The organism is Geodermatophilus sp. SYSU D00710 (assembly GCF_054050195.1).
On the sequence record NZ_JBJGYX010000024.1, the window covers coordinates 41916 to 68316 of the forward strand.

20 protein-coding genes and 1 riboswitch are annotated in these 26401 nt (G+C 76.6%); of the genes, 6 read left to right on the forward strand and 14 right to left on the reverse strand.

Going from position 1 to position 26401, the window contains the following annotated elements; translation table 11 throughout:
- Positions 1-3 precede the first annotated feature (3 nt).
- The 6 genes from ACI78U_RS13000 to ACI78U_RS13025 all read right to left on the reverse strand — a co-directional run bounded on the left by ACI78U_RS13000 (position 4) and on the right by ACI78U_RS13025 (position 6122).
- The gene (locus ACI78U_RS13000) at positions 4-843 is read right to left on the reverse strand and encodes an SDR family NAD(P)-dependent oxidoreductase (protein ID WP_456875758.1); all 840 of its coding nucleotides are present in this window, start codon (positions 841-843) and stop codon (positions 4-6) included.
- Positions 843-2351 carry a flavin-containing monooxygenase gene (locus ACI78U_RS13005; RefSeq protein WP_456875737.1) on the reverse strand — a complete coding sequence of 503 codons (1509 nt, stop codon included), beginning with the start codon at positions 2349-2351 and terminating at the stop codon, positions 843-845. The genes ACI78U_RS13000 and ACI78U_RS13005 overlap by 1 nt, the downstream gene beginning before the upstream one ends.
- A gap of 76 nt (positions 2352-2427) precedes the next feature.
- Positions 2428-3093 carry a TetR/AcrR family transcriptional regulator gene (locus tag ACI78U_RS13010; protein WP_456875738.1) on the reverse strand — a complete coding sequence of 222 codons (666 nt, stop codon included), beginning with the start codon at positions 3091-3093 and terminating at the stop codon, positions 2428-2430.
- A 31-nt stretch (positions 3094-3124) separates the two neighbouring features.
- Positions 3125-3763 carry a class I SAM-dependent methyltransferase gene (locus ACI78U_RS13015; protein ID WP_456875740.1) on the reverse strand — a complete coding sequence of 213 codons (639 nt, stop codon included), beginning with the start codon at positions 3761-3763 and terminating at the stop codon, positions 3125-3127.
- An 86-nt stretch (positions 3764-3849) separates the two neighbouring features.
- Positions 3850-4788 carry an aggregation-promoting factor C-terminal-like domain-containing protein gene (locus ACI78U_RS13020; protein WP_456875741.1) on the reverse strand — a complete coding sequence of 313 codons (939 nt, stop codon included), beginning with the start codon at positions 4786-4788 and terminating at the stop codon, positions 3850-3852.
- 233 nt (positions 4789-5021) lie between these two features.
- Positions 5022-5182: riboswitch (cyclic di-AMP (ydaO/yuaA leader) on the reverse strand.
- 151 nt (positions 5183-5333) lie between these two features.
- Positions 5334-6122 carry a DivIVA domain-containing protein gene (locus tag ACI78U_RS13025; protein WP_456875742.1) on the reverse strand — a complete coding sequence of 263 codons (789 nt, stop codon included), beginning with the start codon at positions 6120-6122 and terminating at the stop codon, positions 5334-5336.
- A 360-nt stretch (positions 6123-6482) separates the two neighbouring features.
- On the opposite strand from ACI78U_RS13025, the gene ACI78U_RS13030 reads away from it, so the two are divergent.
- Together ACI78U_RS13030 and ACI78U_RS13035 are read left to right on the forward strand one after the other, a co-directional pair.
- A complete protein-coding gene (locus tag ACI78U_RS13030) occupies positions 6483-7640 on the forward strand; it encodes an LLM class flavin-dependent oxidoreductase (protein ID WP_456875743.1) in 1158 nt (385 codons plus the stop codon).
- Positions 7637-8260 carry an FMN reductase gene (locus ACI78U_RS13035; RefSeq protein WP_456875744.1) on the forward strand — a complete coding sequence of 208 codons (624 nt, stop codon included), beginning with the start codon at positions 7637-7639 and terminating at the stop codon, positions 8258-8260. The genes ACI78U_RS13030 and ACI78U_RS13035 overlap by 4 nt, the downstream gene beginning before the upstream one ends.
- A 57-nt stretch (positions 8261-8317) precedes the next feature.
- On the opposite strand, the gene ACI78U_RS13040 is transcribed toward ACI78U_RS13035, so the two are convergent.
- The 4 genes from ACI78U_RS13040 to ACI78U_RS13055 form a co-directional block, all read right to left on the reverse strand.
- Positions 8318-9892 (reverse strand): FMN-binding glutamate synthase family protein, encoded by a 1575-nt coding sequence (locus ACI78U_RS13040; protein WP_456875745.1) that lies wholly within the window; start codon positions 9890-9892, stop codon positions 8318-8320.
- An 88-nt stretch (positions 9893-9980) separates the two neighbouring features.
- A complete protein-coding gene (locus tag ACI78U_RS13045) occupies positions 9981-11438 on the reverse strand; it encodes a GntP family permease (RefSeq protein ID WP_456875746.1) in 1458 nt (485 codons plus the stop codon).
- A gap of 17 nt (positions 11439-11455) precedes the next feature.
- Entirely contained in the window at positions 11456-13006 is a 1551-nt protein-coding gene (locus ACI78U_RS13050) for a gluconokinase (protein WP_456875747.1), read from the reverse strand.
- 39 nt (positions 13007-13045) lie between these two features.
- The gene (locus ACI78U_RS13055) at positions 13046-14377 is read right to left on the reverse strand and encodes an MFS transporter (protein WP_456875748.1); all 1332 of its coding nucleotides are present in this window, start codon (positions 14375-14377) and stop codon (positions 13046-13048) included.
- Between the two features lie 123 nt (positions 14378-14500).
- Here ACI78U_RS13055 and ACI78U_RS13060 point away from each other — a divergent pair, with 123 nt between their 5' ends.
- From ACI78U_RS13060 to ACI78U_RS13070, 3 genes are all read left to right on the forward strand, one after another.
- Positions 14501-15130 carry a TetR/AcrR family transcriptional regulator gene (locus ACI78U_RS13060; RefSeq protein ID WP_456875749.1) on the forward strand — a complete coding sequence of 210 codons (630 nt, stop codon included), beginning with the start codon at positions 14501-14503 and terminating at the stop codon, positions 15128-15130.
- A gap of 85 nt (positions 15131-15215) precedes the next feature.
- Positions 15216-17087 carry a hypothetical protein gene (locus ACI78U_RS13065; RefSeq protein WP_456875750.1) on the forward strand — a complete coding sequence of 624 codons (1872 nt, stop codon included), beginning with the start codon at positions 15216-15218 and terminating at the stop codon, positions 17085-17087.
- On the forward strand, positions 17084-18268 hold the full coding sequence (locus ACI78U_RS13070) for an acyltransferase family protein (RefSeq protein WP_456875751.1): 1185 nt from the start codon (positions 17084-17086) through the stop codon (positions 18266-18268). Before ACI78U_RS13065 ends, ACI78U_RS13070 begins: the two co-directional genes overlap by 4 nt.
- 6 nt (positions 18269-18274) lie before the next feature.
- Here the strand turns inward: ACI78U_RS13070 and ACI78U_RS13075 are convergent, their stop codons facing one another.
- From ACI78U_RS13075 to ACI78U_RS13085, 3 genes are all read right to left on the reverse strand, one after another.
- Positions 18275-22495 carry an alpha-(1->3)-arabinofuranosyltransferase domain-containing protein gene (locus ACI78U_RS13075; RefSeq protein WP_456875752.1) on the reverse strand — a complete coding sequence of 1407 codons (4221 nt, stop codon included), beginning with the start codon at positions 22493-22495 and terminating at the stop codon, positions 18275-18277.
- Positions 22496-22529: 34 nt separating this feature from the next.
- Entirely contained in the window at positions 22530-23510 is a 981-nt protein-coding gene (locus tag ACI78U_RS13080; protein ID WP_456875753.1) for a DUF3068 domain-containing protein, read from the reverse strand.
- A gap of 179 nt (positions 23511-23689) precedes the next feature.
- A complete protein-coding gene (locus tag ACI78U_RS13085; RefSeq protein WP_456875754.1) occupies positions 23690-24421 on the reverse strand; it encodes a class I SAM-dependent methyltransferase in 732 nt (243 codons plus the stop codon).
- 71 nt (positions 24422-24492) lie between these two features.
- Here ACI78U_RS13085 and ACI78U_RS13090 point away from each other — a divergent pair, with 71 nt between their 5' ends.
- The gene (locus ACI78U_RS13090) at positions 24493-25890 is read left to right on the forward strand and encodes a glycosyltransferase family 4 protein (RefSeq protein ID WP_456875755.1); all 1398 of its coding nucleotides are present in this window, start codon (positions 24493-24495) and stop codon (positions 25888-25890) included.
- On the opposite strand, the gene ACI78U_RS13095 is transcribed toward ACI78U_RS13090, so the two are convergent.
- On the reverse strand, positions 25782-26401 hold a 620-nt coding region (locus ACI78U_RS13095), incomplete at its 5' end, for a hypothetical protein (RefSeq protein ID WP_456875756.1). The two genes, ACI78U_RS13090 and ACI78U_RS13095, sit on opposite strands and share 109 nt — an antisense overlap.

Below are 26401 nucleotides of genomic sequence, written 5' to 3' on the forward strand. Positions count from 1 at the left end.
CCCTCAGGCGCGGCGCTTCTCCGCCAGCCGGGTCGCCCCGGCGAGGAGCCGGCCGTAGGAGCCGGGCGCCAATCGCACCAGGACGTCGGGGACGGCGGCGCTGGCGCCGATGAGCAGCCGGGGACGGCGCCGCTCGATCGCCGTGACGATGCGGGCGGCGGCCCGGTCGGCCGGGTAGCGCAGGAACTTCGCGAAGTCGCGCTTGCCCTGCTCGGCCTCCGCGGGGTCCACGCCGCTGCCGACCCGGGCGGTCTCGGCGATGCGGGTGGCGATGCCGCCGGGGTGCACGCTGGTCACGCCGACGCCGTCCTCGGCCAGCTCGTGCCGCAGGACCTCGGTGAAGCCGCGGATGGCGAACTTGCTCGACGAGTACGCCGCCTGCCCGGCCGGCGCCATGATCCCGAAGATGCTCGACACGTTGACCAGGTGCGACCCGGGGTGCGCCTTGAGCGTGGGCAGCAGGGCGTGGGTGAGCCGGACGGCGGCGCGGAAGTTGACGTCCAGGACCCAATCGAACTCCTCGAGGGTCACCTGGTCGAAGCGCCCGCCCAGCGCCACGCCGGCGTTGTTGACCAGCAGCGTCGTCCCGGGGTGGCCGGCGACGACCGCCTCGGCGGCCGCGCGCAACTGTGCGGCGTCGGCGAGGTCGGCGACGACGGTGTCGATCGACCGGGCGGGGTGGGCCGCCCGCAGCGACGCGGCCACGCCGTCGAGCCGCTCGGCGTCGCGGTCGAGCAGCACCAGGTCGTTGCCGCGGGCGGCCAGCGCCGGCGCGAGCGCGGCGCCGATGCCGCTGGCCGCGCCGGTGACGACGGCCGTGCCGGTGAAGTCGTAGGGCCGCATCACGCCGCCACCCCGCCGACGCCCGCCGTGGCGGGCTCGCGGACCGGGCGGGTGAACCGGATCCCCTCGTCCTCGACCGGCCCGCGGCGCATGAGCAGCACGTCGCGGACGTAGTTCTGGTACAGCTTCCACGGCGCCCGGGCGCCCTGCTTCGGCAGCGCCGCGATGCTGCGCTGCACGTAACCGGCCGACAGGCCGATGATCGGCGCGGCACCGCCCTCGGCCGGGGCCAGCGGGGTGGCCGCGGCGTAGCCGTTGCGGTCGAGGTGGGCGAGCAGCCGGCAGACGTAGCGGGCGACCAGGTCGGCCTTCAGCGTCCAGGAGGCGTTGGTGTAGCCGATGGTCATGGCGAAGTTCGGCACACCGGAGACCATGAAGCCCTTGTAGGACACGGTGCGCGACAGGTCGACGTCCTCGCCGTCCACGCTCAGCTGCATCCCGCCGATGGGCAGCAGGTTCAGGCCGGTGGCGGTGACGACGACCTCGGCGTCGAGGTGCTCCCCCGACTCCAGGGCGATGCCGGTCTCGTCGAAGCCGGCGATCCGGTCGGTGACGATCGACGCCTTGCCGGCGCGCAACGCACGGAACAGGTCGCCGTCGGGGACGACGCACAGCCGCTGGTCCCACGGGTCGTAGGGCGGGTTGAAGTGGGTGCCCACGTCGACGGTCTCGGGCAGCTCCTTGGCCGCCGCCTTCGCGAGGATGCGCTTCATCAGCTCGGGCCGGCGCCGGCTGAGCTGGAAGGAGGCCATGGAGACCAGCACGTTCTTCCACCGCACCACCGGGTAGACGACGCGGTCGGGCAGCCGGCGGCGCAGCTTCTCGGCGAGCGCGTCGCGGCCGGGCAGGCTCACGACGTAGGTGGGGGTGCGCTGCAGCATCGTCACGTGCGCGGCCTCGGCGGCCAGGCTCGGCACCAGGGTGACGGCGGTGGCGCCGCTGCCGATGACGACGACGCGCTTGCCGGCCCAGTCGAGGTCCTCGGGCCAGTGCTGCGGGTGCACGACCTGCCCGCCGAAGCGCTCCTCGCCGGGGAACTCGGGGCGGTACCCCTGGTCGTAGCGGTAGTAGCCGGAGCACACCGACAGCCACGAGCAGGTCCACGTCTCGGTCTCGCCGGTGTCGGTGCGCTCGGCGGTGACCGTCCACAGCGAGTCCTCGGTGGACCAGGACGCGGCGAGCACCCGGGTGCGGAAGCGGATGTGCTCGTCGACGCCGTACTCGCGCGCGGTGTCGCGGACGTACTCGCGGATCGAGGGCCCGTCGGCGATGGCCTTCGGGTCGGTCCACGGCCGGAAGGAGTAGCCCAGGGTGAACATGTCCGAGTCCGAGCGCACGCCCGGGTAGCGGAACAGGTCCCAGGTGCCGCCGATGGCCTCGCGGGCCTCGAGGACGGCGTAGCTCTTGCCGGGGACCTCGCGCTGCAGGTGGCAGGCCGCGCCGATGCCCGACAGGCCCGCGCCGACGATCAGCACGTCGACGTGGCGGGCGGGACTGGTCTCGGTCATGACTCTCCCTGTCGGAGCCGGGGTGACCTGGGCGACACTACTCGACACCGTGTCGAGTACGTCGACGGCGTGTCGGTCAGGCGGGGGCGGCCCCCGGCCCGTCGCCGCCGTAGACGGTGCGCAGCCACACGGTGAGCAACACGTCGACCAGGTCGGCCTCGCCCAGCACCGGCGCCTGCCCGGTGGCGGTCACGTGGATGACCCGCTCGTTCATCCAGTTGAGCGCCACGGCGAGGTCGCGGGCCGGTGGGCCGGGCGGGGCGGCGCCGCGGGCCCGCTCGGCGTCGATGGCCGCGGCGGTCTCGGCGACGAACTGCTCCATGACCTCCGACCACAGCGCGCGGGCCTCGGCGCTGGTGGCGAACAGCGAGGCCGCCGCGGTGGTGAGGGCGTGGTGCGCGGCGAAGGTGTCGCGGACCGCCTCGAGCGCGCCCCGCCAACCGGCGCGGACGTCGTCGCCGGCGCGGCGCAGCGCCGCCGAGCGGGACGCGCGGGCCTCCCCCACCACCCGGTCGAGCAGCGCGAGGACGACGGCGTCCTTGGACGGGAAGTAGAAGTAGAAGGTGGGCCGGGAGATGCCTGCCCCGCGCGCCAGGTCGTCGACGGAGATGTCGGCCAGCGGGCGCTGCCCGAGCAGCTCCTCGGCGGTGGTGAGGATGGCCCGCTCCCGGTCGTCGCCGGAGGGGCGGCGGGCCCGGCGCCCGCGGCCGCCGCCGGGGGCGACGGGGAGCGGTGCGGCCACGGCGGCGACCCTACCCACGACCGCGGGGCGCTCAGGGCAGTCGCCACACCGTCGTGCGGCGCAGGCCCGGGCCCTCGGTCTCGGGCACGTCGAGCACGGTGACCGGCTCGAGCCGCTCGTGCGGCAGGTACGGGCGGCCGGGGTCCCCGACGAACACCTCGGCACCGCGGGCGCGCGCCCGGTCGAGGAACGGCAGCACCCGCCCGGTCATCACGCGGTCGTAGCAGACGTCCCCGGCCAGGACGACGTCGACGTCGGGCGGCTCGCGGTGCAGGACGTCGCCGATCACGCTGATGCCGCGCACGCCGTTGAGGACGGCGTTGACGCCGACCGCGGTCCGCGAGAACGGGTCGACGTCGCTGGCGAGCACGTGCCGGGCACCGGCGAGGACGGCCGCGACGGCGACCAGGCCGCTGCCCGACCCGAGGTCGAGGACGCGGCGACCGGCCACCGGGACGGCGCCGTCGAGCACGGCGCGGGCCAGGGCCTGCCCACCGGGCCAGGCCGCGGCCCAGAACGGCGGCTCCTCACCGGCGCCCCCCGCGGTCTCCATCGCCTCCCACAGGGCGACGACGTCGTCGGCGACGTGCAGCCGGACCTCGGGGACGAGGGAGGGCCGGCGGACCTGGGTGTGCGCGCGGACGAAGCCCGCGGGCACCACCCTGGTCACCGGCCCTCCCGAGGTGACGTGCTGGAACGGCTCCGCTGCAGGGTCCCGCGCCGAGCGTGCGAGGCGCGGGGGGCAGCGGGGTCCTCCTAGTACCAGCCGGTGGCCTGCGAGTGGGCCCAGGCCTCGCAGGGCGAGCCGTAGCGCTCGTTGATGTAGACCAGGCCGGCGTCGATCTGGCGGTAGCCGTCGGAGGTCTTCGCGATGCCGGTGCTGGCCCAGGTGGAGTCGAGGAACTGCGCGATCCCGTAGGCGGTGCTGGTCGGGTTCTGCGCGTTGGGGTTCCAGTTGCTCTCCTTGCCCCAGAGCTTCTCGAGGCAGGAGAACTGCTCGGCGCCGACGAGGCCGAGCGCGTAGTCCTTGAACGACCCGCGGCTCTCGGAGCTGGAGCTGCTCGGCGCCGGAGCCGCGGCGGACTCGGCGGCCTGGGCCTCGGCGGCCTCGGCGGCAGCGGCGGCCTCCGCGGCGGCGGCCTCGGCCTCGGCAGCGGCCTGCGCCTCGGCAGCGGCCTGCGCCTCGGCAGCGGCCTGCGCCTCGGCGGCGGCGCGCGCGGCCTCCTCCTCGGCGGCGATGCGGGCGGCCTCCTCGGCGGCGACGCGGTCGCGCTCGGCCTGGTCGGCCGCGGCCTGGGCCTGGACGGCGGCGGCGTCGATCGCGGTGCGCTCGGTGCGGGAGGCGGCGAGCTCCTCCAGCGGCGCGAGGTCACCGTCCTCGACGGCGCCGTCGGTGCCCTGCTCCGCGAGGCCGAGCGCCTCGGCCACGCCCACCGAGGCGCTGGCGGTGTCGGCCTCGGCACCGCCGGTGGCGGCGGGGCCGGTGCCGGAGAGCACCCCGACCAGGAGCGCGCCGGCGGCGGCGGTGCCGAGCAGCAGGGCCGGGCGGCGGGAGCCCAGCAGGCCACCGCGGCGCGCGCGGCCGGGGGCGGGGGTCTCGTCGTCCACCTCGAGGACGGCGGTCTCGAGGGCGTCGGTGTCGGGGGTCTCGGCGACGGGGGTGTCGGCGGCGGTGCGACGGGTACGGCTGAACATGCGGGTGGGCGCTCCGAGGGAGAGGGCGCGCGGCGGCCCGGGTCATGGGCACGCGCACGCAGCGCGGGTCTACGGCGTGTCTGGTCGGGAGGTCTCCGGCGGCCGCGGTCGGCGCCGGGCGCGGCAGGGCAGGGTCGAGCCGGCGTCAGGAGGACGCGGGACCGCGCTGCGCGCGCGGGCGGCTGCACCTGCGGGCCGCGGGGGCCCGGAGGCGGGGCATGCGGAGGCTCTCCGTTTCTTCCGTGAGCCGCCTACCGAGTTAGCTGACGGGTTCGGGCGGGAAGCAGCCCTACGCCCCCGCGAGCAGAGCTCGACGGGTGCGATTCACCCCAGTACTGCGGTGGGTCCCCGGCTCGCGTCCGCGGGTGCGGACACGACTCGGCGGCGTCCGGTCAGGCTCCCCGGACGGGGAGAGACGACCGACCGGACGCCCGCCACCGTAGACACCGTTACCGGTCCGTGACAACACGGGGCCGGAGGGACGGGCGGGACGGCTGTGACCCGCCGGTCCTCCGGGCCACTGGCCGCGCCAGTGTCGCTGCTGGTCAGGAGGCCGCGGCGACCTGGGGCCGGTCCGTGTCGCGCAACACAGTGACCTGCGACGCATCGGCAGCGGCGACCGGCTCCCGCGCGGCGCCCGCGGTGGCCTCTCCGACGGTCTCTGCCGCCTCACGACGCTCGGCGAGGACGGGGACGTCGTCGGGCAGCACGCCGGTGATCACCGCGAGCGCCCGGTCGATCTGCCCGGTCAACCCGAGCAGCCACTCGCGCGCCTGGTCGCGCTCGTCGCGCAGCGGCGCGAGCTCGGCCTCGGCGACCCGCCGGCGCTCGGCCGCCTCCCGGTCCAGGCGCTCGCGCACCGCGGCCGCCGCGCGGTCCAGCCGGGCGCGCTCCTCGGCCGCCGCCCGGCCCAGCTCCGCAGCCTCGCGGCGGGCCGCCTCGAGCACCGCCGCGGCCTCGCTGCGGGTCTGCTCGCGCAGGGCGATGACCGCCTCGCGCATCTCGGCGACCCCGCCCAGCCGTGCCTCGGCCTCGGTGCGGGCCTCCTCGACCACGCGCCGCGCCTCCTCCTCGGCGGCGGCGGTCCGGGCTGCGGCCTCGGCCTCGGCCCGGCGGACCAGTTCTCGCGCCTCGTCCGGCCCCGGCAGCGACTGCCGCTCGCGGACGAGCGCGGCCAGCCGGCGCCGGGCGTTCTGCAGCTCGGCCGAGGCGGCGGCGTAGCGGCTGAGCAGGTGGTCGTTCTCCCGGCGCAGGACGAGGACCTCGGTCTCCGCCCAGTTCACGTAGTCGTCGACCTGTGCGCGGTCGTAGCCGCGGACCGCCCCGGTGAACACCGGCCCGGTCCCCAGCAGGCCGTCGAGGCCGCCCGACGGCGGCCGCCCTCCGGTACCGTCCCCCGGCGCTCCGGTCTGAGCGCCTCCCCCTGCCCGCTGCGACATCCCGGTCCCCCTCGGTCCGCCGTGCCGGTCCGGACTCCCCGGCCGGCCGTCGGGGTGATCACGATCCCACCCCGGATACCCACCGGCCGGGCGCCGACAGGGGGGCGCGGGGCCCGCCGGAGTGGGATCGCCGGGACGTGCCGGATCCATCACCGAGCGCAGTCACAGCATCTCAGCACGGTCACGAGACCCTGGGAATGGACGAGAGGGCACCGCGGTTGGACGGGCCGTAGCGATAGTTGCACTCTCAACCACATGGAGCACGAGATGCAGTTCGGCGTCTTCTCGGTCAGCGACATCACGACCGATCCCACGACGGGCCGCACGCCGAGCGAGGCGGAGCGGATCCGGGCGATCGTCACGATCGCGAAGAAGGCCGAGGAGGTCGGCCTGGACGTCTTCGCCCTCGGCGAGCACCACAACCCGCCGTTCTTCTCCTCGTCGCCGACGACGACCCTCGCCTACGTCGCGGCGCAGACCTCGCGGCTGCAGCTGTCGACGGCGACCACCCTGATCACCACGAACGACCCGGTGAAGATCGCCGAGGACTACGCGATGCTGCAGCACCTGGCCGGCGGCCGCGTCGACCTGATGATGGGCCGCGGCAACACCGGCCCGGTCTACCCCTGGTTCGGCCAGGACATCCGCGACGGGCTGCCGCTGGCGGTGGAGAACTACGCGCTGCTGCGCCGGCTGTGGGACGAGGACGTCGTCGACTGGCAGGGGCGGTTCCGCACCCCACTGCAGGGCTTCACCTCGACGCCGCGCCCGCTGGACGGCGTCCCGCCGTTCGTGTGGCACGGCTCGATCCGCAGCCCGCAGATCGCCGAGCAGGCCGCGTACTACGGCGACGGCTTCTTCCACAACCACATCTTCTGGCCGAAGGAGCACACCCAGCGGATGGTGGAGTTCTACCGCCGCCGCTTCGAGCACCACGGCCACGGCGCCGCCGACCAGGCGATCGTCGGCCTCGGCGGTCAGGTGTTCATGCGCAAGAACTCGCAGGACGCGGTGGACGAGTTCCGGCCCTACTTCGACAACGCGCCGGTCTACGGCCACGGCCCCTCCCTCGAGGACTTCTCCCGCGAGACGCCGCTGACCGTCGGCTCCCCGCAGCAGGTCATCGAGCGGACCCTCGGCTTCCGCGACTACGTCGGCGACTACCAGCGGCAGCTGTTCCTCATCGACCACGCCGGGCTGCCGCTGAAGACCGTCCTCGAGCAGCTCGACATCCTCGGCGAGGAGGTCGTGCCGGTGCTGCGCCGCGAGTTCGCCGCGCTCAAGCCCGCGCACGTGCCCGACGCGCCCACCCACGCGTCGCTGGTCGCCGCCCGCGGCGGCGCGCAGGACTCCACCGTGTACGCCGCGGGTGACGACGTCACCGGCCAGGTCCAGGAGGAGGTCTCCGCATGACCACCCGCACCCTCGCCGTCGTCAGCGCTGGCCTGTCGACGCCGTCGTCGACCCGGCTGCTGGCCGACCGGCTGACCGCCGCCACCGTCGACGCGCTGCGCGAGCGGGGCGAGGACGCCGTCGTCGAGGTCGTGGAGCTGCGCGAGCACGCCCGCGACCTGGCCGACGCCTTCGTCACCGGCTTCCCCAACTCGGCGCTGCGCGCGGCGATCGACACGGTCACCGGCGCCGACGCGGTGATCGCGGTGACCCCGGTGTTCACCGCCTCCTACAGCGGGCTGTTCAAGTCCTTCGCCGACGTGCTGGAGAAGGACGCGCTGACCGGGAAGCCGGTGCTGCTGGGCGCCACCGCCGGCACCGCGCGGCACTCGCTGGTGCTCGAGCACGCGATGCGGCCGCTGTTCGCCTACCTGCGGGCGGTGACCGTGCCGACGGCGGTGTTCGCGGCGAGCGAGGACTGGGCCGGCGGCGACGGCGTCAGCGGGGAGCTGGCGGCGCGGATCACCCGTGCGGCGGGCGAGCTGGCCGACGTCGTCACCGGCCGGCCGGCCACGGCCCGCCCGGTCGACCCCTTCGCCGACGTCCCCGACTTCGAGCAGCTCCTCCGCGGCGAGGCATAGGAGGCTCTCCCCACGTCCTGCGGCGCAGGACGTGGGGAGAGCTTCCCATGCCTCTGCTCAGCGGACGGCGTCCTCCGAGGGGGGCGCCGTCCCGCCCTGGGGCGCCTCGGCGGTCATGAGCGCGACGATCTCCGCGCGGTCGGCCGCCGAGGGCAGGCCCCAGCCGGGCTCGTAGCCGTAGACCTCGGCCAGCGGGGTCGACGCCGACCGCCCGGTGAGCACCTCCACCGACGAGGTGTCGATCAGCCCCGGGTGCTCGACGCCGCACGCCTCGGCCACCTTGAGCAGGTCCCGCCGCAGGGTGGCGACGTAGTTGGCCAGCCGCACCGACTTCAGCGCCGGGTCCAGGCCGTGGGCGAGCCAGGCGTTCTGGGTGGCCACCCCGGTCGGGCAGGTGTCGGTGTGACACTTCTGCGCCTGGATGCAGCCGATGGCCAGCATCGCCTCGCGGGCGATGTTCACCATGTCGCAGCCGAGGGCGAAGGCCACGACCGCGTTGTCGGGCAGGCCGAGCTTGCCGGCGCCGACGAAGGTCACCTGGTCGGTGAGGCCGCGCCGGGCGAAGGTCGAGTACACCCGGGCGAACCCGAGCTGGAACGGCAGCGACACCGAGTCGGTGAAGATCAGCGGCGCGGCGCCGGTGCCGCCCTCGCCGCCGTCGACGGTCACGAAGTCCACCCCGCGGCCGGTGGTGGCCATGAGCTCGGTGAGCTCGTCCCAGAAGGCCATGTCGCCGACGGCGGACTTGATCCCCACCGGCAGCCCGGTCTCGGCCGCGAGCAGCTCCACCCAGTCGAGCAGGCTGTCGGTGTCGGTGAACTCCGCGTGCCGGGAGGGGCTGACGCAGTCGACCCCCTCCGGCACCCCGCGGGCCGCGGCGATCTCGGCCGACACCTTGGCCCCCGGCAGCACCCCGCCGAGGCCGGGCTTGGCGCCCTGGCTGAGCTTGACCTCCAGCGCCCGCACCGGGGCCCCCGCCACCAGGTCCCGCAGTCGCTGCAGGTCGAAGCGGCCGCGCTCGTCCCGGCACCCGAAGTAGGCGGTGCCGATCTGGAACACCAGCTCGCCGCCGTGGCGGTGGTGCACCGACAAGCCGCCCTCTCCCGTGTTGTGCATGCACCCCGCGAGCGCCGCGCCGCGGTTGAGCGCCTCGACCGCCGCCCCGGACAGCGACCCGAAGCTCATCGCCGACACGTTGACCACCGACGGCGGCCGGAAGGCCTGCCGCCGTCCGCGCGGGCCGCCGAGCACCTTGGCCGAGGGCAGCGCGACGTCGGCGGCCGAGTGCGGGTGCGACGGCGGCACGGCGCGGCCGAAGGTGCGGTGGTTGATGACCGGGTAGCCGGCGGTGTACTCGAGGTCGTTGTCGGTGCCGAAGCCGAAGTAGTTGTTCTCCCCCTTGGCCGAGGCGTACACCCACCGGCGCTGGTCGCGCGTGAAGGGCCGCTCCTCGTTGTTGCCGGCGACCAGGTACTGCCGCAGCTCCGGGCCCAGGGCCTCCAGCAGGTAGCGCGCGTGCCCGATGACCGGGAAGTTGCGCAGCACGGTGTGCTCCCGCTGCAGCAGGTCCCGGGCGGCCACCGCCGCCACCGCGCCCAGTCCGGCCACCGCGGCCCGCGCCGCACCCCTCATGTCGCACCTCCGCTCGCGGTCAGGTCGCCATCCTGGCGCGGAACGGCGCCGTCCGCGCCAGGAGCGGCGCCACGGACCCCGAGCGGGGCTACAGGAACAGGCTGAGCAGGAACGCCAGCGCGAACCCGATCGACCCGAGCAGCGTCTCCATCACCGTCCACGTCTTCAGCGTCGTCTTCTCGTCCATCCGGAAGAACCGGCTGACCAGCCAGAAGCCCGAGTCGTTGACGTGGGAGAGCACGGTGGCGCCGGCCGCGATCGCGATGACGATCAGGGCCAGGTCGATCGAGGACAGCCCGTCGGAGGCCTCGACCACCGGCGCCAGGAGGCCGGCCGTGGTGGTGAGGGCGACCGTCGCCGACCCCTGCGCGACCCGCAGCAGGACGGAGACGACGAACGCGGCCACGATCACCGGCAGGCCGATGTCACCGAGGACGTCGGCCAGCGCCGTGCCGATCCCGCTGGCCCGCAGGACGCCGCCGAACATGCCGCCGGCGCCGGTGATGAGGATGATCGCGCAGACCGGACCCAGGGCGCTGTTGACGATCGACTCGACCTGGGCGCCGCTCTCCCCGCGCCGCCGGCCGAGGACCACGATCGCCACCAGCACGGTGATGAGCAGCGCGACCGGGGTGGCACCGAGCAGCTGGCCGGCCCGGACGACGAACGAGGCCTCGTCCACCGCGCCCGCGGCGGCCAGCGTGGTCAGCCCGGTGTTGAGGAAGATCAGCACCAGCGGCAGCAGCAGGATGCCCACGACGGTCCCGAACCCGGGCGGGGCCGGCCGGGTCGCGGTCTCCGTGCGCCGCCCGCCCGAGGCGCCCGCCGTCCCCGGCGCCGTGCCGGCGACAGTCGGCTCGGGAGCGACCGGGGCGTCAGGCTCGTCCTCGGCGGGCGGCACCGCGATGTCGTACCGCCGGCCGGCCCACAGGCCGAACAGGTAGCCGCCGAGGTACCAGGTGGGCAGGCCGATGAGCAACCCGAACACCAGGGTCAGGCCGATGTCGGCGCCGACGAGCTCGGCAGCCGCGACCGGCCCGGGGTGCGGCGGGACGAAGGCGTGCATGACCGCGAAGGCGCCGGCGACCGGCAGGCCGTAGGTGAGCAGCGAGCCCCCGAGGCGGCGGGCGACGGTGAACACGATCGGCAGGAAGACGACCAGCCCGGCGTCGAAGAAGATCGGGAAGCCGAACAGCAGCGCGGCCACGCCCAGGGCCAGCGGTGCGCGCTTCTCGCCGAACCGGCCGATGAGGCTGTCGGCGAGCACCTGCGCGCCGCCGCTGTGCTCGAGCAGCCGGCCGAGCATCGCGCCCAGGCCGACCAGCAGGGCGACGTTGGCCAGCGTGCCGCCGAACCCCTCGGTCAGGGTGGTGACGACGTCCTCGAGCGGGATCCGGGTGGCCAGCGCCGTCAGCAGGCTGACCAGGATCAGCGCCAGGAAGGCGTGCAGTTTGAGCTTCATGATGAGGAACAGCAGGACGGCCACCGCGGCGGCGGCGATGAGCAGCAGCGGGCCGGCCCCCAGTGCCGGTTCGACCTCGGGCATGGCGGTTCCCTCCTGGGTCAGACGGGGTGGTCCGTCGGGGTGTCGTCGAGGGTGTCGAGCGTGGTGAGGACGTCGGCCAGCGCGCGGGTGGACCGCTCGACCAGCGGGCGCGTCCGGCGGTAGAGGTCCGCCGCAGCCGGGTCGGGCTCCACGGGGTCGGAGACGCCGATGAGCGCGGTCGCCTCGTCGAGGTCGGGCAGCGCGCCGAGCGCGTGCAGGCCCAGCAGGGACGCGCCCAGGCCGGTGCCCTCGGGCGAGTCGGCCACCCGGACGGGCAGGTCGAGCGCGGCGGCCAGCGTCCGCACCCACAGCGACGAGGCCACCGCGCCGCCGGTCGCGCGCACCTCGGTGACCGGCAGGCCGGTGGCCGAGAACGCGTCCCGCACCAGTGCGAGCTGCTGGCACACCCCCTCGACCGCGGCCCGGACGAGGTGCGCCCGGCGGTGCTCACGGCGCAGGCCGACGTAGGCGCCGCGCAGCCCGGAGCGCCACCACGGCGCCCGCTCGCCGAGCAGGTAGGGCAGGCACAGCAGGCCCGCGCTGCCCGCCGGCACCTCCTCGGCCTCGGCCAGCAGCCGGGCGTCGAGGGCGTCGGCGTCCTCGCCCTCCAGCGCCGGCCCCTCCCCCGCGGCCAGCGCCTGCGCCGCCCAGCGCACCACCGACCCGCCGTTGTTCACCGCCCCGCCGACCACCCAGTGGTCGTCGGTGAGCGCGTAGCAGAACAACCGGTGCGCGGGGTCGGCCGTGGGCTCGGGCACGACGACCCGCATGGCGCCGCTGGTGCCCAGCGACACCGCCGCCACCGACGGGCGGACCGCGCCGATGCCGAGGTTGGCCAGCACGCCGTCGGAGGCGCCGACGACCACCGGGGTGTCCCCGGGCAGCCCGGTCGCCGCGGCCACCTCCGGGCGCAGGCCCGGCAGCACCGCCGTCGTCGGCAGCACCTCCCCCAGCTGGTCGGCGCGCACGCCGGCGACCTGCAGCGCCTCGGGGTCCCAGGAGCCGGTGCGGATGCCGTAGAGGCCGGTCGCCGAGGCGCACGCGCGGTCGAGCACCTGCGGCCCGCCGTGCAGCGCCGCGACGACGAGCTCCTTCACCCCGCCCCAGCGCGGCACCGCGGCCAGCCGGTCGGCGTCGTCGGCGCGCAGCCAGGCCAGCTTGAGCAGCGGGGACATCGCGTGCACCGGCGTGCCGGTGCGCTCGTGCAGCCCCGGCGCCCGGCCGTCGGCGCGCAGCGCGTCGGCGAACCCGGCGGCGCGCGCGTCGGCCCAGGTCACCACCGGGCCCAGCGGCCGGCCGTCGTCGTCCATGGGGACCAGGCCGTGCATCGCCGCCGACAGGCAGATCCCGACGACCCGGTCACCGCGGTCCCGGGCGGCGGCGCTCACGGCGGCCAGCGCCCGGACGGCGGCGTCGGCCAGGCGCCGCGCGTCGAGCTCGGCGCGGCCGGGCGCGGGCACCGACAGCGGGTAGCCGACGCTGACCAGGTCGCGGACCCGTCCGTCGGTGCCCGCGGTCACCGCCTTGGTGGCCGTCGTCCCGCTGTCCAGTCCGACCACGACGTCCATGCGGTGATCGTGCCGGGACCGACTCCCGGGCGCGAGGCGTCAGCGGTAGGCCGACGACCCGCGCAGCCGGGCGGAGACCGCGACGCGCAGCGGCGCGAGGACCACGCCGTCGCGGGCCAGCCGCGCGCGCAGCACCCCCCGGTGGCGCAGCACGCCGACCAGGCCGATCGCCCAGAACAGGTACTGGACGGCGAACGCGGCGCGGAACGCGTCCAGGTCGTAGGCGGTCGAGGCGCCAGGGGTGAGCAGGTCGAGGACCGCCCCGATGGCCAGGATGGTCAGCAGCGAGGCCACGAACCCGCCGACGTTGACCACGCCGCTGGCGCTGCCGTGCCGCTCGGCGGGGTTCCAGGTCCGGGCGAAGTCGAAGCCGATCATCGAGCCGGGGCCGTTGGTGCCGAGGACGACGACCAGCACGGCCAGCAGCCACAGCGGCGCGCGGCCGGGCCACAGCAGGACCACCGTCCAGGTGGTCGCCGTCAGGCCGAGGATGGTGAGCACCAGGACCGAGCGCCGCAGCGGCCACCGCCCGCACAGCCGGCCCAGCAGCGGCCCGACGGCCATGCCGACGACCACCAGCAGGCTGAGCAGCCCGGCCGCCGTCGCCGGGGAGAGACCCTGGCCGACGACGAGGAAGGGATAGCCCCACAGCAGCGCGAACACGGTGCCGGAGAACTGGGTCACCAGGTGCGTGTAGAGGCCGATCCGGGTGCCGGGCTCGCGCCAGGTGAGCGTCAGGCTGCGGCGCACCTCGGCCAGCCCCGCGGCGCCGGGCGGCGGCGTCCCGGGCGGGGCGTCGCGCAGCGTGGTGAGCACCAGGACGGCGACGAGCACCCCGGCCGCCGCGGCACCGACGAACGTGCTCTGCCAGCCGGCGGCGTGCAGCAGCGCCACCAGCGGATAGGCCGCCAGGATCTGGCCGACCTGGCCGAGGATGCCGGTGAGCTGGGTGACCAGCGGGACGGTGGGCCCGGGGAACCAGAAGCCGACCACCCGCAGCACGCTGATGAAGGTCATCGCGTCACCGGCGCCGACCAGCACCCGCGCGGCGACGGCGGTGGGGACGTCGGTGGCCAGCGCCAGCACCAGCTGGCCCGCGGCCATCGTCAGGCCGCCGGCGAGCAGCAGCCGGCGCGAGCCGAACCGGTCCAGCGCCACCCCGACCGGCACCTGCAGCCCGGCGTAGACGGCCAGCTGGAGCACGAGGAACAGCGAGACCGCCGAGGCGCCGGCGGAGAACCGCTCCTGGGCCTCCACGCCCGCGACGCCCAGCGAGGCGCGGTGGAAGACGGCGACGACGTAGGCGGCCAGCGCCGTGAGCCAGACGGCGTAGGCGCGCAGCGGCGCACGGGCGGGCGTCGGGGGCGTCACCCCGGTGACGACAGCGCCCGGCCGCCGGGTGTTCCCGGCCGCGCCCGTGAACCGCCTCACCGTGCCGCCCGCGCGGCGGTGTCGCCGGCCGTCCCGCCGGTCCGGCGGCCGTAGCATCCACCCGTGGACGCCCTGGTCTCGCCGGCCGACCTCACCGAGGACGACGCCGCCCGCCGGGTGCGCATCCTGCTCGCGCTGGCCACCTCCATGGCAGCCAAGGGCTACCGCGCCACGACGATCTCCGACATCGCCCGCGAGGGCCGGGTGTCCAAGACCGTCGTCTACGCGCACTTCCGCGACAAGGAGCACTGCCTCCTCGAGCTCTACACCCGTGCCACCGACAAGATGCTCGCCACCGTGCAGGCCGCCCAGGAGCGGGCCGCCGCGGCGGGCCTGCCGTGGCGGGACCGGCTGCGGACGGCGGTGCGGGCCTACCTGGAGGTACTGGCTGCCAACCCCGAGGTGGCGTGGGCGGCGCTGGTCGAGGTGCAGGCGGCCGGCCGGCCGGCGCTGGCGCTGCGGCGGCAGGTCATCGACCGCTACGTGGAGCTCATCTGCGGCGTCGCCGCCGATCTGGCCCGGCGGCACCCCGACGAGGTGCGCCCGGTCGACCGCGCGCTGGTGCTGGCCGCCGTCGGCGGGCTCAACGAGCTCATGCTCGCCCGCGTGGAGCGCGGGGAGGCCGCGGCGCTCGGCGAGGACACCGACGTCGCCACCGAGGTGCTGGTCCAGCTGGTCGCCCACCGCGCCTGACTCCGGCTCCTCCCCCGGTGGGCTACCGGCCGGTAACCTGCCCCGCTTACCCTCTCCGAGACCTCGCTCACAGGATCGGAGTTCCATGGCTGCACCCGCGGACGTCGGCGCCCCCACCGGAGGCCCGGCCGCCGGGGGGACACCGCCCGCCTCGTCCCGGCGCGCGGTCCTCCAGCTGAGCGTCGAGCGGGAGGCCCTGGTCCCGGCGGTCGCCGCGGTCCTCGTGGCCGTGCACCTGGCGGCGCGCGCGTGGACGGCGGCCGGCGGCTGGCTCACCCGACAGGACGTCCTGGCCGCGGCCGAGCTCATCGGCCTGACCGGCGAGGTCCCCGGCCCGCCCGGTGCGGCGGCGCTGGCCCGCGGCGTCGCCTCGGTCGCGCCCTACTCGTGGCCGGGGCTGGTCGCCCTGCTGGTGGTCGGCCAGCTCGTCGTCGACCTGCTGCTCTACCGGCTGCTGGTCGACCTGTTCGGGCGCCGGCCGGCCGTGCTGCTGCCCTTCACCGTGTACCTGGCCAGCTCGCTGCCCCTCGTCGGCGGGCTGTGGTGGAGCGCCGCGCTGGTGCAGCTGCCGCTCCAGCTGGTCCTGCTGACCGCGCTGGGCGCGCACGTGCGCTACCTGCGCACCCGCGCGCCCGGGCCGGCAGTGGTCGGCGGGCTGGCCGTCGCCGTCGGGCTGCTGTTCTCCGGGTGGGTGCTGCTGGTCCCGCTGCTGCTGGTGGTGGTCTCCGCCCTGTGGGCGACGGCCGGCTCCGCGCGGGACAGGATGCGCGCGCTCGGCGCCGGGCCGGTCGCCTGGGCGGCGCAGGCGACCGGGGTGGTGGTCGGGCTGGTCGCGCGGAGCCTGGTCTCCGCCGGCCCGCTCGTCGACACCGCCGTCTTCCGCGACGCGTCCGGCGGCCTGCCCGGCGAGCTGGCCCGGACGGTGCTGCCCGGGCTGGTCGGTGGTCCGTGGGTCTGGCGTCCCGTGGCGCTGCCGTTCGCGGTCCCGGCGCCGCCGGACGCGCTGGTGTGGGGCGCGGCGGCCGTGGTCGCGACCGTGGTCGCCGGCAGCGTCGTCCTCCGCCGCGGCGCGCTGCGCGCCTGGCTGGTGGCGGTGGCGACCGGTGGCGTCGTGCTGCTCGGCGAGGCGGCGTCCCCGGACCGCGCCGACGTCGTCGGCGGGCTGCCCACGGGCACGGTCCCGCCGGCCACCCTCGCGCTGGTCGCGGCGCTGGGCCTGGCCGCGGCGTTCCTGCCCGTCCGCGGCGCCCCGGCCGTGCACCGCCCGCGCCGCGGCGCCGGGAGAGCCGCCGGGCGGGGGTCCGCCCGCCCGGCCCTGGGGGTCGCGGTGGCCGGCGCGCTCGCCGTCGGCTGGTTCCTCTCCACCGCCGGGTTCGGGCAGTTCTGGTCGGTGAACGCCACCCGCGACTACGTGGCCGAGGCGCGCGCCTCGGTGGGCGGCCAGCAGGCCCTCGTCCTCGCCGACACCCCGGTGCCCGAGGAGGTCCTGCCGGCGGCGCTGGAGCCGGCGAACCGAGCGTCGGTGGTGCTGTCGGGGCTGCCGGCCCAGCCGCACTTCCTGCAGGTCGGCGAGATCGGCTACCAGCTGGTGGTGCTCGACGACCGGGGCCGCGGGCAGCTCGCCGCGGTCGACCCGGTCAGCACGTCGGGGACCGGGCCCGCGCCCGACTGCGGCTGGCAGGTCGCGGGCGGCCCGGTGGCCGTGCCGCTCCAGCGGCCGGTGCCCGAGGGCCGGTGGATCGTGCAGGTCGCCTACATCGCCGGCGCGGGCAACGCGATCACGGTGCAGGCCGGCGACACCCTCGGCGGCGCGCTGGTCGGCGGCGGGCTGCACGACCTCTACCTGCAGGTCGAGGGGCCGGTGGCGGAGCTCGTGGTGAGCGTCGACGACCCGCAGGTGCCGGTGTGCGTGGGCGCGGTGACGGTCGGCGTGCCCCGGCCGCTGGGCGGGGCGTGACCGCGGTGCGCTACCCCTGCCTCAACGGGCTGCGGGCGCTGGCCGCCCTCGCCGTCGTCACCACCCACGCCGCGTTCTGGTCCGGGTCCTACACGCCCGACCTCGGCGGGTATGCGCTGGCACGGCTCGACATCGGCGTCGCGGTGTTCTTCACCCTCTCGGGCTTCCTGCTGTCCCAGCCGCTGTTCCGGGCGGCCGCCGAGGGCCGCCCCGCCCCGCGGACCGGGGCCTACCTCTGGCGCCGGGCGCTGCGGATCCTCCCGGCGTACTGGCTGTGCGTCGCGCTGGCACTGCTGTTCCTGCCGGGCAACCAGGGCGCCACCGCCGGTGACTGGCTGCGCTTCCTCACCCTGACCCAGGTCTACGCGCGGGACTGGCACGCCGAGGGCCTCGACCACGCGTGGAGCCTGTGCACCGAGGTCGCCTTCTACCTGCTGCTGCCGCTGCTGGTCCGCGGCCTGGTCGCGGCCGGCGGCGGCGGATGGCGGCCGCGCCGGCTGTTCGCCGGTCTCGGCGTGCTCTCGCTGCTGGGCTTCGCGTGGAGCCTCTGGGCGGCGAGCGACCCGCTGGTGCTCGGCTCCCTGACGCTGTGGCTGCCGGCCTACCTGTCGTGGTTCGCCGCCGGCATGACCGTCGCCGTCCTGACCGTCTCCGCCCCCGACGGCGCGGCGGTCCGCCGGGTGCAGGTGCTCGCGTCGAGCCCGTGGACCTGCTGGGCCGGCGCCGCGGCGCTGTTCTGGGTGGCGTCGGGTCCGCTGACCGGCTCGGTGGAGCTCGACCAGCCCCTCACCGGCGCCCAGGTCGTCGTCAAGCACGTGCTCTACACCGGCATCGCCGGCCTGGCGCTGCTGCCCCTGGTGTTCGGCGAGCAGACCGAGGGCCGCACCCGCCGGTTCCTCGCCTCCCGGCCGATGCACTGGGCCGGCGAGATCTCCTACGGCGTCTTCCTGTTCCACATGCTGCTGCTGGTCTCGTTCTGGGACCTGTTCGAGAGCCCCCTCCCGCTGGTGCTGGGCGGGACGCTCGCCGTGTCCGTCGCGGTGGCCGCGCTGTCCTACCGGCTGGTCGAGCGGCCGCTGGTGGAACGGCTGCGCTCGGTCGTCCCCGACCGACCGCCCGTGCGCGCCGCCGACCGGGTGATCGCCCGCGACGAGGACGAGGCGCAGACGCTCGCTCCCTGAGCCCGCTCAGCGCGGGCGGCGCCCGGGCAGCCGGCCGGCCGCCCGGCGGAGGTCGGGAGCGGGCAGCACGGTGGCCGCCACGGCCGCGAGCGCGGCCACCGCGAGCACCTGCCGGACGGTGCCGGTGGCGGCGGGGACGGTGAACAGCAGGACGCCGGCGGCCGCCACGGCCCCTGCCGCGAGCCCACCCAGGACGGCGGACCGCCGCGCCCGGACCACGCCACCGGCGACCAGCACCGCCGCCGCCAGCAGACCCAGCCCGACGACGCCGCCGACCAGGGCGGTGCCGGCGACCACGGCCGCGCCGACGACGGCGACCGCGCCGCGGGTGCGCCGGCCCGCCTCGACCGGCCGCGGGCGCCGGACGGGCAGCAGCGCCAGCACGGCGAGCAGCGCCACCGCGCCGGCACCGGCCGCCAGCGCGCCGCGGTAGGCCGCCCCGGGCGCGAACTCCAGCGACACCGTCCCCGCCGCACCGGGCGGCAGCACGTAGCCCTGCTGCCAGCCGTCGACGACGACGGTCTCCAGGGCCGCGCCGTCCAGCGACGCCGTCCAGCCGGGGTTGGCGTTCTCCGGGACGACGAGCAGCGTGGCCTCGTCCCGCGCGGCCACCTCGACGGCGCGGTGCTCGGCGTCCCAGCGGGTCACGCGGGCGGCCTCGCGACTCCCCGGGGCGGTGGGCGCACCCGGGCCGGTCAGCGTCGCGGAGCGGACGGCGAGCACGTCGGTGCCGGTGGCGACCAGGCGGTGCTCGCCCGCGGCCAGCGGCACCGGGGCGCCGTCGCACAGCTCCAGGTCGAGGGCCCGCAACTCACGCAGGGCACCGACGGTCGTCGTCACGGTCGTCCGGCGGGGCGCGCCGTCCACGGTGACCACCGGGCCCTCCCCGCACGGGACGGTGACGCGGGCGGCGGCATCGAGCGTGGCGGGCGCACCGCCGACCTCGAGCTCGCTGACCCCGACCCCCAGCGGCGTGACGAAGCGGGTGGCGGGGTCGAGGGTCTGCAGCTCCAGCGGCAGCTCGAAGGACACCTCGAGCCGGTCGGTGGTCACCGGCGCGAAGCGGACGGCGCCGTCGTCGTCGAGGTCGAGGGTGCGCGGCAGCCCGCCCGCGGCGAGGGTGACCGCCGTCGGGAAGGACGCGGCCAGGCCCGGGGTCGTGACCACACGCAGCGAGTCGACGGTGCGCGGCTCGGGCCAGGTGAGCGTGAGGGTGGGTGCGTCATCGTCCGCGGCCGCCCGCCAGGCGGTCGCCGGGTCGCCGTCGACGGCCGCCAGCGCGCTCGCGCGGGGGTCGGTCACCGCGGTGCTGCTCGCGGTGACACCGACGCCGACCCCGCCGGCCTCGGCGAGCAGGGCGTCCAGGGTCGGGCCCGGGCGCGGCGCGGCCGTGACCGCGAGCGCGGCCTCCCCCGCCGCGGTCGCGGTGAACGTGCGGTCGAAACCGGCACCCTCCTCGGCGCCTGCGGCGAGGACCGCGGCGCAGCGCGGGTCGCCGGCGGCGTCGGTCACGCAACCCGACGCCGCCCCGTGCGGGCCGAGCGCGTCGAACACCCAGGCGGTGACCTCGCCGTCGGGGGCCGGTGTCACGAGGGTGCGGGTGACGGTCACCCCCGGCAGCGCCACCTCGGCCAGCGCGAGCGCGGCGCCGGTGTCCGCGTCGACGCCCACGGTGAGGGTGCTGGTGCGACCGGCGGGCAGCGGCAGGTCCTGCGGCTCGGCGGTGGCGCGCAGCGGCCGGGTGATGGTGCCGGTGTCGGTGGTGAGGCGGACCTCGGCGGGGGCGTCGTCGGCGGTGTCGGCGGACAGGGTGATCGTCACGCCGGCGGCGAGGAAGGGCCGGTCGGTCGTCAGCCGCCACTCCGCCGCACCCGCGCCGCCGACGACGTCGGCGGGCCGCCAGGCGGTGGAGACGTCGCCGTCGAGCGCCGCCCACGGGGAGGCGTCGGGGTGGGCGCCGCCGAGGTTGCCGGCGTCGGAGGCCGAGCTCGACGCGCCGGGCGTACCGCCCTCGTGGCGGACGACGGTCTCCGCGAGGACGGGGGCGGGCACCGCGTAGTCGCGGGCCGGGCCGGGGAGGCGGCGCGGGTCGTCGGGGGCGAGCGCGGCGGAGGTCGCCCGGGTGATCCGGCCGAAGCTGCGCTCCCGGCGGACCAGCGCGTCGCTGACCACCGTCGGACCGGCGCCCGCGGGTGCGGTGCCGGCCAGCACGGTGGGCCGCCCGGAGACCAGGCCGCGCTCCTCCAGGGCGAGCACGGCGTCGGGGCCGCCGGCCACCGTCACCGCGTCGGCCAGCGGAGCGGTCCACGCCCGCGGCGCCGGGTCCTCGACGGCGTAGATCTCCAGCGCCGGCGCGGGCTCCGCCAGGCCGGCGTCGAGGACGACGCCGTCGGTGTAGGGCAGTGCGGGCACGTCGGGCCCGAACGAGGCGACCGGCGTGATGCCCGGGGAGCTCCGCAGCGCCTGGCGCACCAGGACCGGCCGCGTGGACCCGGCCGCCCCCGTGTCGAGGTCGTTGCGCAGCACGAGGTGGGAGAAGCCGGCGCGGGCCAGGAAGCGGGTCAGCCCCGCCGAGCCCTCGCCGGTCGCGAACTGGGCCTCGACGGCGTCGAGCACCCGGATGTGGCCCTCGGGGGTGAGCGGCACGGCATTGCGGACGTCCCACGGCGAGTCCGCCAGCGGCTGCAGCGGCTCGTCCTGCGGGCTGCCCCACGCGTAGGTGCCGAACGACGAGCCGGGGACCAGCAGCGCCCGGCCGCCGGCCCGGTCGGCGGCGAGGAAGCCGGCCGCCTCCGCCCAGTAGCCGGGGACCTCCTCGAACCCGGTGGGTGGCGCCAGCCGTCCGGCCGCCGCCGGGGAGACCGTGGCGGCCAGGGCCAGGACGACGGCGGCGAGGACCGCGCGGGCCAGCACGGTGCCCGGCCCCGGCCACCCCGCCGGCCAGGCCGGGAGCGCCCCGCACCCGCGGTCGGGGGCCCGCTCTCCGGCGCGGCGGGCCAGGACGGCGACCAGGTGCGCCAGCGCCAGCGCCAGCGGCAGCCGCAGGACCAGGTCGAACTTGTGTACGTTGCGCAGCGGCGCGAGCGGGCCGTCGAGCGCGGCGTTCAGCGGGCCGGCCAGCAGGCCGTCGACGGTCGCGAGGTGGCCGAGGGTGACCAGGGCGACGCCGGCGAGCAGGCCGAGGACCAGCCAGGTGCGCTCGGGCAGGTCACGCCGGGTGAGGGACAGCAGGCCGGCGCCGGCGAGCACCAGCGTGCCGGTCGCGGGCAGCACGTCGACCACCAGCGACCACCCGGCCGGCCACAGCGGCCCGCTCGCGGTGCCCAGGTAGGCCACCCAGTGGTCGACCCCGCGCAGCACCGACAGCACGTCGGTCGGCGCGGTCGTGACGTCGGCGCTCTCGATGTAGTCGAGGAACGGCGGGCTGTACCGGCCGAGCAGCAGCAGCGGGCCGGCCCACCACGCGGTGGCCAGCGCGACCGCCACGGCCCACCAGGCGGCCATCCGGCGCCGCAGCGGCCCGGCGGGGCGGGTGAGCAGCCACAGGACCGGCAGCGGCAGCACGGCGGCGGCGGCGACCGCGTTGACCCCGCCCGCGCAGAGCACCGCCAGCCCGGACACGGCCGCCGCCCGGCGCGGCGAGCGGGCCGCGGCAGCCCCCACCAGTGGCACCAGCACCCACGGCGCGACGGCCATCGGCACCACCTCCACCGAGGTGGCGCCCAGCGCGGTGACCATCCGCGGGGCGAGGGCGTAGGCCAGCCCGCCCACCAGACCCGCGGCCGGGGTCCCGATGTTCAACCGCCGGGCCAGGACGACGACGCCGAGGAAGGCCGTGCACATCACCAGCGCCAGCCACAGCCGCTGCACGACCCACGCCGGCAGGCCCGCCACGTCGCCCAGGGCGGAGAACGGCCCCATCGGGAAGAGGTAGCCGTAGGCCTGGTTCTGCACCTGGCCGGCGAAGCCCTCGGGCTCCCACAGGTGCAGCGCCCGCCCGAGGAAGCCCCACGGGTCGACCGCGAGGTCGAGCTTGGTGTCGGCGATCACCCGACCGGGTGACTGCGACAACGCCAGCCCGAGCAGGGCCAGGCACACGACGCCCAGCCGCACCCGGTGCAGCAGCCGTCCCCCGCCCGCCTCCGGCGCGGGCGTCGTCGCCGCCCGGGACGCGACCGAGCCCGCCGGGAGGGTCCCGGCGGGCTCGGGGGCGAGCGTCGCGGTCACGGCTCCGGGAGCCGGCCGCGCGGGCCGATCGGCGTCACCGGGTCACGGTCACCGGCTCGGTCCGCTGGGTGGTGTCGGAGCCGGCGGACCGGTGGCCGCCCTGCCGGCTGCGGAGGAACAGGAGCACACCGGCGACGAGGAGCACGGCGCCCAGCCCGGCGAGGGCGAGCGGCAGGGTGCGCTGCACCAGCGTGATCTGGTCGCGGGTCTCGGCCGCGCCCTCGGCTGCGGTGCGCACCCCCTCCTCGGACGGCCCGAGGTCGGCGGCGAGGACGGTCACCCCGTCGTCGCCGGAGGGACCGCGGAGCACGGTGACCGGCTGCTCGACCGAGCGGACGATCTTGCCGCTGACCGGCTCGACGAGGATCTCCCGCTCGCTGCTGTAGACGACGTCGGCGGTGACGGTGTCGCCGGACGACTCGCCGGCCAGCGTCCCGGGGACCTCGACCTGGGAGATGACGGTCTCCGGGATCGACTGCACGAAGCGGTAGACCTCGACGCCCTCGGCCTCGTCCTCGCCGTCGTAGCGGGCCGGGACCGCCTCCCGGACGCTGTTGTTCCACAGGTCGTAGTCGCGCTGCTCGGTGTCGAACGGGAAGGTGAGGGTCAGGCCCTCGATGTCGACCGGCTCGCCGTTGATCGACCGGGCGTCACAGCCGACGCTCGCGGCGGTGTCGCGGTCGAGGCAGTTGACGACCTCGGTGGGCGCGGTGACCAGCTCGCCGTCCTCGTCGGTGATGGCGGTGCCGTAGTTCCACACCGCGACGTCGTCGGAGGCCTCGTCGGCGGACGGGTCGCCCTGGACGGTCAGCCGCGCGGTGATCGGCCCCTGGACCTCCTCGAGCTCCCCGAGGTCGAGGTAGGTGGCCGCGTCGTCGCTCGCCTCGGACGTCGCCTCCTGGTCCAGCGGCAGGCTCACCAGCGCCGGCGCGAGGAACAGCCGGACGGCGAGGGCGGCACCGAGGCAGAGGCCTCCCAGGCCCAGGAGAACGAGCCCGAGGACACGTCGGCGCATGTGGAGGGACCTCCCGAGGCGTTGCGACGGCTCCTGCGGCGTCGCGGCGGCGTCACATTACTGTCGGGTAGGCCACACGCCAACTCCGGCCGGTCCCCGCGGGTACCGGTCCCCCGATCGGGTCGGTACCCGCCGTTATCGGCCCCGACGACCGAGCCGGTAACCGCCGTTACCAGCAGTCACGGGTCGTGACGGCGCAGCACCAGGACGACGTTCCACGACGCCACCTCGCGCAGCCCCGGCACGCGGGTGACCCACGCCGCCCACCAGGGGTGGTACCGCGGGAGGACGGCGAGCAGGTCGGCGTCGGGGCAGCGCCGCGCCCACCGCACCGCCGCCCCGGCCGAGACGGCGAACAGCGACTCGCCGTAGCGGTTCTTGGGCTCCCGACCGGTGCGGCGGCGGTAGCGGCGGCGGGCGCGGGCACCGCCCAGGTAGTGCCAGGGTGCGGTCTCGTGGCCACCCCACGGGGACAGCCACGGCGTGAACGACAGCAGGACCGTGCCGCCGGGCCTGGTCACCCGCACCATCTCCTCGGCCATCACCCACGGCCGCCCCACGTGCTCGAGGACGTTGGACGAGTAGCAGACGTCGACGGCGCCGGTGCGGACCGGCAGCGCCTCGCCGCTGCCGCGCAGGGTGCCCGGCTCGGGCGCGCCGCGCGCGGCCATCTCCCCGGCGTCGGGCTCCAGCCCCACGTAGGTCGCCCCGGCCGCGCGGAAGGCGCGGGCGAAGTAGCCCGGGCCGCCGCCGACGTCGAGGACGGTGGCGCCGGCGAGGTCGGTCCACCGCGCCAGCTGCCGCACGGAGTCATCGGCCAGCGCGCCGTAGAACGTGTCGGGGTCGGTCTGCTCGACCAGGAACGCGCGGAACAGGCGCACCGACCGTTCCAGAGTGGCGGTCCGGTCCATTCCGTGCTGTCTCCCTCTGTCGACCATTCGGGCGGCTGGAATGGCTGGTACGCGTCTGTATCGTGCCGCGGGTGATCCGCGTCTCCCGCCGCCGCCGACCGCCGGCCGACGTCCTCTTCGTCAACTGGCGCGACGAGCGCCACCCCGAGGGCGGCGGGTCCGAACGGTACGTGCACCGCGTCGCCGAGGGCCTGGCGGCCGCCGGGCTGGACGTCGAGCTGTTCTGCGCGGCGCACGAGCGGTCACCGCGCGAGGAGGTCGTCCGCGGCGTGCGGGTGGTCCGCCGCGGCGGGCGGCTGGCCGTCTACCCGCGGGCGCTGCTGCACGTGGCCCGGCGCCGGCCGCGGCTGGTCGTCGACGTGCAGAACGGACTGCCGTTCTGCAGCCCGCTGGTCACCCGCGCACCCGTGGTGGTGCTCGTCCACCACGTGCACCGCGAGCAGTGGCCGATCGTGTTCGGCCGGATCGGCGGCGCCGTCGGCTGGTGGCTGGAGTCGCGGCTGGCCCCGTGGGTGTACCGGCACTCCCGGTACGTGACCGTGTCGGACGCGACCCGCCGCGAGCTCGCCGGCCTCGGCGTGGCGCCCGCCCGGGTGACCGTCGTCCCCAACGGCGTCGAGCCGGCGCCGCCGGTGACGGTGGAGCGCTCGGCCGCTCCCCGGCTGGTGGTGCTGGGCCGGCTGGTGCCACACAAGCGGGTCGAGCACGCGCTGGAGGTGCTGGCCCGGCTGGGCCGGCACCGGCCGGACCTGACGCTGGCGGTCGTCGGGGAGGGCTGGTGGGACGAGCGGCTGCGCGCCGAGGCCGCGCGGCTCGGCGTCGCCCACCGGGTGGAGTTCCACGGCTTCCTCGGCGAGGAGGCCAAGCACGCCGAGCTCGCGCGGGCGTGGGTGCACCTGTGCCCCTCGGTCAAGGAGGGCTGGGGGCTGGTGGTCACCGAGGCAGGTGCCCACCGGACGCCGACGGTGGGCTACCGCTCGGCCGGCGGGCTCACCGAGTCGGTGCTCGACGGCCGCACGGGCCTGCTCGCCGACGACCTCGACGGGCTGACGGCGGCGGTGGAGCGGCTGCTCGACGACGCGCCCGCGCGGGCGGCCATGGGTGCGGCCGCGGCCCGCCACGCCGCCGGGCTGGACTGGGGGTCGAGCGTGCGGGGCTGGGGTGCGGTGCTGGCGTCCGCGCGGGCGGACGCCGGCACCGGGTCAGCCGCGGGTGCCGTAGTCGAGGACGTCGACCGGCTGCTGGTCGCTCTGCTCGACCGCGGAGGTGTCGGGGTCGACCACGGCGGTCACGCCCGCGACGGCGGCGGCACCGACACCGGCGCCGGCGCCGAGGGACAGCAGGACGGCCAGGAGGGTCTTCACGCGGCGACTCGATTCTCCGGGGGACGGCGACGCAGCGGGACCATAGACGCCGCGAGCGTGATCCACAACGCGGCACCCGCCACCGCGCCCAGCGCGGCGCCGTGAGCCAGCAGCACCGCCGCGGTCCGGAGCGCGCCGGGCCGCGGTCCCTCGACCGCGCCGGGCACGCGGTACAGCCGCAGCTGCGAGCCGTCGACGACCAGCGGCAGGGCGGTCACCGCCGCAGGCACCGGCGGGCCGGGCGTGCCGAGCTCGACCAGCACCCAGCCCACGCCGAGCCGGGCCAGCCGGTCGGGGTCCCCGGCGGCGGGGAGCACCTCCGCCGCGCGGGGGTCCTCGCCGCGCACGGGCGCGCCGTCGACGACCAGCGTGTCGTCGGCGACCACCGGCCGGGTCAGCCAGCGTGCGGCCGGGTCGAGCTGCGTGCGGCCGTCGTTCCAGGCGAAGGCGCGGTAGGCGCCGGCCGGGAGGACCAGCACGTCGCCGGGCGCGCCGTCGTCGGCCAGCACGTCGCGGACGGTCTGCCACTCCCCCGGCCAGGGGGGGGGGGGGGGGCCGCCGCCGCCCCCCCCCGCGAGCGGGGGGGCCGCGGGCGGCGGCAGGACCCCCCGCCCCC